This is a genomic window from Mycobacterium sp. SM3041 (assembly GCF_039668335.1).
Lineage (GTDB): Bacteria > Actinomycetota > Actinomycetes > Mycobacteriales > Mycobacteriaceae > Mycobacterium.
The window spans coordinates 104,773-112,251 of record NZ_JAYXBQ010000046.1 but is presented as its reverse complement, the minus strand read 5'-3'; the positions used below and the strand labels follow the sequence as shown (position 1 = coordinate 112,251).

Annotated in this window: 7 protein-coding genes; 2 read left to right on the top strand and 5 right to left on the bottom strand. The window is 62.8% G+C overall.

What is annotated here, in order from left to right; translation table 11 throughout:
* From VXD91_RS15600 to VXD91_RS15580, 5 genes are all read right to left on the bottom strand, one after another.
* The coding region (locus VXD91_RS15600) for an FAD-binding oxidoreductase (protein WP_346415840.1) at nt 1-633 on the bottom strand (633 nt) is incomplete at its 3' end.
* Between the two features lie 103 nt (nt 634-736).
* Entirely contained in the window at nt 737-1,831 is a 1,095-nt protein-coding gene (locus tag VXD91_RS15595; RefSeq protein WP_346415839.1) for an alkene reductase, read from the bottom strand.
* 26 nt (nt 1,832-1,857) lie between these two features.
* Nucleotides 1,858-2,574 (bottom strand): SDR family NAD(P)-dependent oxidoreductase, encoded by a 717-nt coding sequence (locus VXD91_RS15590; RefSeq protein ID WP_346415838.1) that lies wholly within the window; start codon nt 2,572-2,574, stop codon nt 1,858-1,860.
* Between the two features lie 126 nt (nt 2,575-2,700).
* On the bottom strand, nt 2,701-3,228 hold the full coding sequence (locus VXD91_RS15585) for a MarR family winged helix-turn-helix transcriptional regulator (RefSeq protein WP_346415837.1): 528 nt from the start codon (nt 3,226-3,228) through the stop codon (nt 2,701-2,703).
* A 40-nt stretch (nt 3,229-3,268) separates the two neighbouring features.
* Nucleotides 3,269-3,838, bottom strand: a complete 570-nt coding sequence (locus VXD91_RS15580; RefSeq protein WP_346415835.1) for a nitroreductase family deazaflavin-dependent oxidoreductase — start codon at nt 3,836-3,838, stop codon at nt 3,269-3,271.
* Nucleotides 3,839-4,666: 828 nt separating this feature from the next.
* On the opposite strand from VXD91_RS15580, the gene VXD91_RS15575 reads away from it, so the two are divergent.
* Together VXD91_RS15575 and VXD91_RS15570 are read left to right on the top strand one after the other, a co-directional pair.
* Nucleotides 4,667-5,437, top strand: a complete 771-nt coding sequence (locus VXD91_RS15575) for a TnsA-like heteromeric transposase endonuclease subunit (RefSeq protein WP_346415833.1) — start codon at nt 4,667-4,669, stop codon at nt 5,435-5,437.
* Nucleotides 5,434-7,452 (top strand): Mu transposase C-terminal domain-containing protein, encoded by a 2,019-nt coding sequence (locus VXD91_RS15570; protein WP_105389181.1) that lies wholly within the window; start codon nt 5,434-5,436, stop codon nt 7,450-7,452. The genes VXD91_RS15575 and VXD91_RS15570 overlap by 4 nt, the downstream gene beginning before the upstream one ends.
* The last annotated feature ends 27 nt before the right edge of the window (nt 7,453-7,479 follow it).

The following is a 7,479-nucleotide window of genomic DNA, read 5'->3' as shown; positions in this document are numbered from 1 at the left end:
TACGATGCGACCGCCCACGAGTCCGGGCAGGCTATGTAATCGCAGCTCGAGTTCAGTGACGATCGCGAACTGACCGCCTCCTCCTCGGAGCGCCCAAAACAGGTCAGGGTGGTGCTCGGCGCTTATCCGGGCGCGTTCACCGTCCGCCATCACGACATGGAAAGCTTCGACATTGTCGGCGCCCCAGCCGAATTTGCGAGCGAACCAGCTGATTCCACCGGCCAGCGTGTACCCCGCAACCGTGACGCCGCCGGAACTTCCCGGGGCACCGGTGAGGCCGTGAGGTTCGGCGGCTGTGAGTACTTGGTTCCAGTTCACTCCCGCCCCGACGCGAGCGGTGCGTGTAGACGCATCGATCGCGATGTCGCGCAGGTGGCCGGTGCGCAGGACAACGGTCCCATCGAGGTGCGGACTCGCGCCGTGGCCGCTTGGCTGCGCGGTGACTGGGACACCTCCTGCCGCACAGAATCGGATCGCGGTGACTATGTCGTCGGCGTCAACCGGCTCGAGGACCGCGGCGAGATTCTGTGTGACCGTCTGGTTCCACGGCTTCGAGGTTTCCTCGAATTGCGTGCTGCCAGGTATGAATACAGCGCCCCGCATTGCGGCACGCAATGCCGATACGTCTGCCATCGCGTTGTCGTTTCTCTTCTAGGTGGTCACCAGATGCCACAGCGTCTGGCGGGTCGTGATCACCTGGTTTGTCGGAGATGAATTGCCTTGCGCGGCAGGGCAGTTATTGTTCGTCGAAGACGGGGTAGTCGGTGTACCCGCGGTGATCGCCGTGATAGTGGGTGGCGTGATCATCGGGAGTGAGTGGGGCGCCGATCCGGAGCCGGTGTACGAGATCAGGATTGGAAATGAACATCGAGCCGTAGGAGACCATGTCGGCCAGGCCGTCGGCGACGACGTGCACCGCATCTGGACCTGCTGGCCAGTCGTCGAATGTCTCGTGCGGGTTGAGTATCAACTGGCCCGGCCATTCATCGCGGAGCGCGCGGGTAACTGCCCGCTGTCCCGGCCATTCAAAGATGTGCAGATAGGACAGGTCGTGACGCAGTTCCCGGACCAGGGTGCGGTAGAGGGTCTCAACGTCCGACTCGACGATGCCCATGTCGGTGACTCCCGGGTTGATCCGCAGTGCGAGGTTGTGCGGACCAATCCGGTTCGCGATGGTGTCGACGAGTTCCAGCACGAACTGGATGCGGCCGTGGATTGATCCTCCATACTTGTCACTGCGCAGGTTGGTGCTGTCGGCCAGAAATTGTTGGATGAGGTAGCCGTAGCCGCCGTGTAGCTCGACGCCATCGAATCCGATTCGCATCGCGTTCTCTGCAGCGGTGGCGAAGTCGTCGATCGTTGTGGCGATGTCGTCCACGGTCATTGCCTCGGGGATCGGCAGTGGTACCCGTTGCGCGGGTTCGGGGATGGTGATGCGGATCAGTCCGGGGCCGGCCACCGGCGATGGCGCCTTAGGGTGCATCCCGTCCTCGAGCAGAGCGGGATGGCTGTGACGACCACCGTGTAGCAACTGAGCGAAGATACGGCCGCCGTGTGCGTGAACGGTCTCGACGATGGGCCGCCACGACTGCAATTGCCGTTCGGTGTGTAGACCGGGTTCGTTGGTGTAGGCCTGACCGGCTCGACCGGCGTGCATTGCCTCGCTGATGATCAATCCGGCACTGACGCGTTGCTGGTAGTACTCAGCCATCAGCGGCGTCGCCGACAGTCCTTCGCCGTAGGCGCGACGGCGGGTAAGTGGCGCCATGACGATGCGGTTAGGCAGGGCAAGGCCATTGGTGAGGGTGATGGGGTCAAATGCGGTTACCACGGGGGGACTCCTTCTTGGTGGCTGGATTACCAGTTGCCCTGGCCGCCGGCGGCGTTCAGGATCTGGCCGGTGGGTAGGTCTTCGCGCACGATGATCTGGCCGATCTTGGCTGCCCCTTCGTCGATCGAGTACGGGGCTACTGCTTCGGCGCCGGCCATTTTCGTGCGAGTGAATACCGGATAGATCGAGTTGACGGCGATCTGCCGGGGCGCCAGAATCTCGGCCATGAGCAGCGTGAACATATTCACGGCGCTCTTGGACATGCGATAGCTGAGGAATTCGCGGCCGGGGTGCAGCGCTCCGGAAGAAACTTGGTCGAAGGACCCGAGCGGGCTGGACAGGTTGAAGATTCGCGCGGATTCGCCGAGCAGCGGTGCGAAGTGCTTGGTCACCAGCGCCATGCCAATCACGTTGACTTCGAAGGTGTTTCGGAGCACCGACTCCGACAGAATCTTGTCGAGGGGATTGGCGGTGTCGTTGATCGGGTCAAAGAGGACACCAGCGTTGTTGACCAGATAGTCGATGCGGCCATAGCGCTCGGTGACATCGTCAGCGGCGCGCGCGATGCTTGACTCGTCGCTCACGTCAAGCACCAGCAGTTCGACGTCGGCGCCCTCTGCCTGCGCTTCCTGCACGGCGGCGGCGCCCGAATCGGTGTCACGGGCGGCCGCCAGTACCCGAATTCCGGACTTTCCAAGGTATTTCGCGATGCCGTACCCCAACCCGCGGTTTGCGCCGGTCACGACGGCAGTTTTGGTTGTGGTCATGATGTCTCCTGTTCTGCGTGAATTAGGGCGCGCGTGGGCAGCCATGAGCGCGCGGGGTAGCGACTCGGTAATTCAGGTGTTTGTTACGTGTGCTGCGACGAGCTATTCAGATGGGGATTCGAACCTGGACGGCATGGGAAAATCCTGAATCGTCATCAGGTACTCGAGTAACGATTGGTACGAGTCGGCCATGGCCTTGATCTGGTCAGGTGCGAGCCGGTCGATGAAATACCTTCTCACCCTGTCTACTTGGCCAGGCACGGCATCTTTCAGCGCGCCGAGACCGAGGTCGGTCAGATACGCATCCGCGCTCCGCTTGTCAGCCGTGCCTGTGATGCGCTGGACAAGCCCGCGCGCTTCCATTCGTTTGACCTGATGCGAAGTCCTGCTGGGGGACCACCCCAACGATGCCGCGAGCTGGCTCATGGCAAGGTGCATACCCGCTGCGTCTGCCAGGGTGATCAGCACGCGATAGTCCACGAACGACAAGCCCGATTCTTCGATCAGCTCCCGCTCTATTTGGGCGAATACCAGCCCCATAACGATTACCTGGCCCTGCCAGGCACGCTCCTCGGTCGCGTCGAGCCAATCTACCGACGGCAGGCCAGCCGCCCATTCGTTACGGGTCATGTCGTCCCATCCTCAGATTTCGTGTTGCTGTCCGTTGGGACTATGCCTCGGTCACAGTCAGTTGCGGGATATGGAATTTCTTGCCCGAATCCTTCGGCAACAGTGCGAGAACGGGTATCGGATCCTTACCGAGTGCGTCGTTCGCGATCGCATACTGCCGGAAATTGTCGTACTCGGCGGCCATGCGATCGTAGATCTCGTCGCGCTGGACACCATGGAGTTCTATGACGTCGACGTCGAAAAATTCCTTGTTGAACTCCACCGCCACCTGACTGGGGTGCGCGACGATGTTGTGGTACCAGGCCGGTCGAACGCCACTGCCGGCGAACGACGCGAACAGAAAAAGCCGCTGGGTATGGTCGCCTTCCCTCAGTAGATCGTCCGGCAGGCAGGCGATGACAGTCATGCGTTTTGCGCCCGATTGAGCCCCCACCGTGTGAACGATGACGCAATAGAAATCCTTCAGGAACGGGTCATCCGCGAGCACGCCGGTGGAACGGAGAACCTCGGCGTTCTTCAGGTTCACGTCCGTCATGGTCTCGCGGTACTCGTCGCTGCCCGCGAACGATGCGGAGATCACGTGGTCGGGCTCGGTCGGGTCGTCACTCATAGCATTTTCACCACCTGTCGTTTATGAATACGTATTTGACGTGTCAACTAACGGTACATGGGAATGTCGTAGAAGTGTCAGTTGAATAGGTCACAGTTGTCGCGCCAGCACGTCCCGCATGCGTGGCTACCGCGACTGTTTCGAGTTGGACGAAGCTACCCGCCATCCTGCGATCGGCGCTGCGGGCTGACCAATTCTTTCGCCTGACCCTCAAAAGCGCTGCCGGAGACCGCAATCCGCGTATCGGAAACATCCAGCCACACCCCGCGCATAACGTCACGTGACGTTTAGCGACATTGGTCGACGCAGCGATGGGTGGGTAGATGCTTGATCGCTACGGGAGAACCCGGCAGCTCTCAGCTGGTTCTGGACGTCTGAACCGAGGCTGTCGCGCGCTGTCAGATGGTCGTGGCGATTCGGTTCAGTTCAAGCACCCGGCCGATTGTCAGCCGCAGCGGAAAGCTCGCAGAGCCCGGGGCCGGTGCAACTCGCGGCTGATTCGGAAGCACCTGAGCAGCTTCATTGAGCAGCTGTCACGATTTCTCGTGTTGCTGTCAGCAAGGCCCGGACCGGACAGGCGGACCCTGCGCCAGAAGTCGCCGTGGGTGCACCACCAGCCCAAAGTCAAACGCCGATAATCGACATTATGTCAGTTACTTCGGACCTACCCATGTCTCGCAAAACACTCGCAGTGGTTGTCCGTTCCGGGTTTAGTTGGCAGTTTTCCAGATGATTGTGACAAGCTACGGTGTGTCGCCTGATGTCCGGAAGTAAATGGCATACCTTCTCATTTGGTGTGACGGCCGAGATTCAGTCCGCCTCAGCACCGTGTGGAGGTTTGTTGTGGGTTCGGCGCTGAACGAGTCGCTGCCGGTCAATTCGACCGATCGGACTCGTGTTTTACTGCGGTTGGGCGGCGCTATCCGCAACGACGATGTGTCGGCCGACTTGGCCTTGCTCCGCGTGGAGCGGGCTGTTCCGATTCGGCGATTCTTCGCATGGCCGGGTAAGCGGAACTACGAGGGCTTGTGGTGGTCGAGCACGGTGCGCGCGCATGTGCCGTTCGAATCGCTGTTGGAGCGCGAGTACCTGATGTGGGCGGACTTCGACCCGGACACCCTGGCGATCGCGGCTCAGCCGCTGGCGTTGTTGTGGCCGCGTGGGACGACCGGTCATAAGAGTCATGTCCCCGACTTCTTCGTCCGTTTGCGCAACGGCGACGGCCGGTTGGTCGATGTCCGCCACCGAGACTGTGTTGATGACGCCGCCGCCCAGTTCGACCTGACGCGCCGTGCCTGCGCCGAGGTTGGTTGGCAATACGCGGTTTTCACCGGGCTGGATCCAATCACTGAGCAGAATGTGCGGTGGCTGGCTGGGTATCGGCAGGACCGATGCGCGCCGACCGACGACGCGTTCACCGCGATCGCCAGTTGCTTCGCCCACCCGCTGCCGTTGGGTCTGGGTGCGCATCGTGTCGCCAGGTCGACCGGCGTGTCAAAGGACATGGCGTTGGCCAACGTGTTGCACCTGTTGTGGCGGCGGCAGCTGTCGGCGAACCTGAGCACCCCGTTGTCGCTGGATTCCGAGGTGTCGGCGTGAGATCGGTACGGTTGTTCGACTGTCTGCAATACGACGGCAACAGCTGGCAGGTCGTCGCGCAAGAGGGCGCGACACTGGCATTGAAAAATCTTATGACGGGCCGGATCCGCAAGGTCGCGGTCGCCGAGTTGCTGGGTGACGACAGTTACCTCCCTGATTCGCCGGATGGGCTGCCGAACCTCGATACCGCCGCCGTCCTGGAAACGTTGGATCCCGAGACCAGGCGGCGTGCGGAGTTCCTGCACCACCATGTCGTCGAGATCCTGACTGGCGTGCCGCCCGTACCTGACGGCGGTGAGGTCGAACCCCGTCCCGAGTATCATCCGCGCAATCTGCTGGGCGCGCGGATTGAGGCCAAACTGGCCGAGCTGCGCGCCACCGGAACGCCGATGTCAGCGCGGACGCTACAGCGCCATCTGGCCGCCTACCGCCGTGACGGGGTCGCCGGCCTCGTGGATGGACGCAAAACACGAGAGTCCTCCCCGACTGGCCGCATGGACCCGCGTGTGGTGTCGCTGCTGGAGGCCGCGATCGACCGCCAGACCAACTTGTCGACCGGCACGAAATCACGGGTTATTGCCCAGGTGAAACGCGAGGCGCAGCAATTGGGCGTGCCGATCCCGGGCCGCTCTACGCTTTATGAAGCATTGGGAAATCTGCACCGCTCCAAGCACCCGTTCGGCAATGCCACGACCCGCCGCAGCCAAGCCAATCGACCGGATCGCGCCTGGGGTGGCCAATCCCCTTCCCGTCCGGGCGAACTCGTCGAGATCGACAGCACCCCTCTGGATCTCATGGTGGTCTTCCCGGATGGTTCGGTCGGGCGCGTCGACCTGACGGCGGCGTTAGACATCGCCACCCGGACACCATGTGCGGCGATTCTGCGGCCGGTCGCGACCAAGGCGGTCGACGCCGCGGTGCTGCTCGCGCGGGCATTGACTCCCCTACCGATGCAGCCCGGCTGGCACGCCTCGGTGAGTTTCTCCCGCTCGATTCTGCCGGCCGCGATGATCCCCGGCGACGACGAGCTACGCGCCGGCATCGCGGCCAAGCCGGTGATCGTGCCCGAGTCGATCACCGTCGACCGCGGCAAGGTCTATGTGGGGTCAACCTTCATGAATGCGTGCGAGCGGCTGCAGATCAGCGTCACCAAGGCGGCCCCGCGCACCCCGACCGACAAGCCGCACATCGAGCGCGTGTTCGCCGCGATCAACAGCGGCTTCACCCAGTATCTGGCCGGCTATGCCGGACCTAATGTGGTGCGGCGCGGCAGATCCCCCGAGCAGGAAGCGTTTTGGACACTCGCTGAGGTGCAGAACCTGCTCGACTTGTGGATCGTCGCGGTGTGGCAGAACAAGCCGCATACGGGCCTGCGTCATCCTGCGATGCCGAAGAAGGACCTGACCCCCAACGAGGCCTATGCGGCGCTCGCCGGCGTCGCCCCGACCGCGCACGTGGCGCTGGGCCGTGACGACTACATCGGGCTGCTGCCGGTGGCCTGGCGCAGCATCCAGCCGTACGGGATCAACTTCGAGGGGTTGCACTATGACAGCCCCGAGCTGCATCCGTTGCGCGGCGTGAGCAGCGGGCTGCCCGAACCCGCGCGTGGACGTTGGGAGATCCGTTATGACCCCTATCGGCTGCAATCGGTTTTCCTGCGGGATCACAAACGCCGCAGGTGGATTGAGGCCGAATGGACCCTGGCGAGGCGGGCGCTGGCGCCGTTTTCGCTGGATGTGCTGCGCGCGGCCCGCAAGGCTGTCGAGCGTCGTGACGAGACCGCCCCTGCCGTCGATGTGCTCGCCGAAATCAACCGCATCCAGACCAGCGGCGCGAACACGACGCGAGAACGCAAGGCCGCCAAGCGTGACAGCGTGAACACCCCGGTCGTGCCTCCATTACATGTCGTCGCCGACGCCGCCGGGGACCTCGATGAGGTCGACACCGAACCATCCCCGGCCGCGCCGCCACAGCGGCGAGCCGCCAGACGCATCGACATCGACGAGGAGCGCTAACCGCCCATGGCCGTCCCGGATTCATTG

Bases quoted from the DNA above. Each gene is read 5' to 3' on its own strand.
- VXD91_RS15580 (WP_346415835.1), bottom strand. From the start codon at position 3,838: ATGAGTGACGACCCGACCGAGCCCGACCACGTGATCTCCGCATCGTTC.
- VXD91_RS15585 (WP_346415837.1), bottom strand. From the start codon at position 3,228: ATGACCCGTAACGAATGGGCGGCTGGCCTGCCGTCGGTAGATTGGCTC.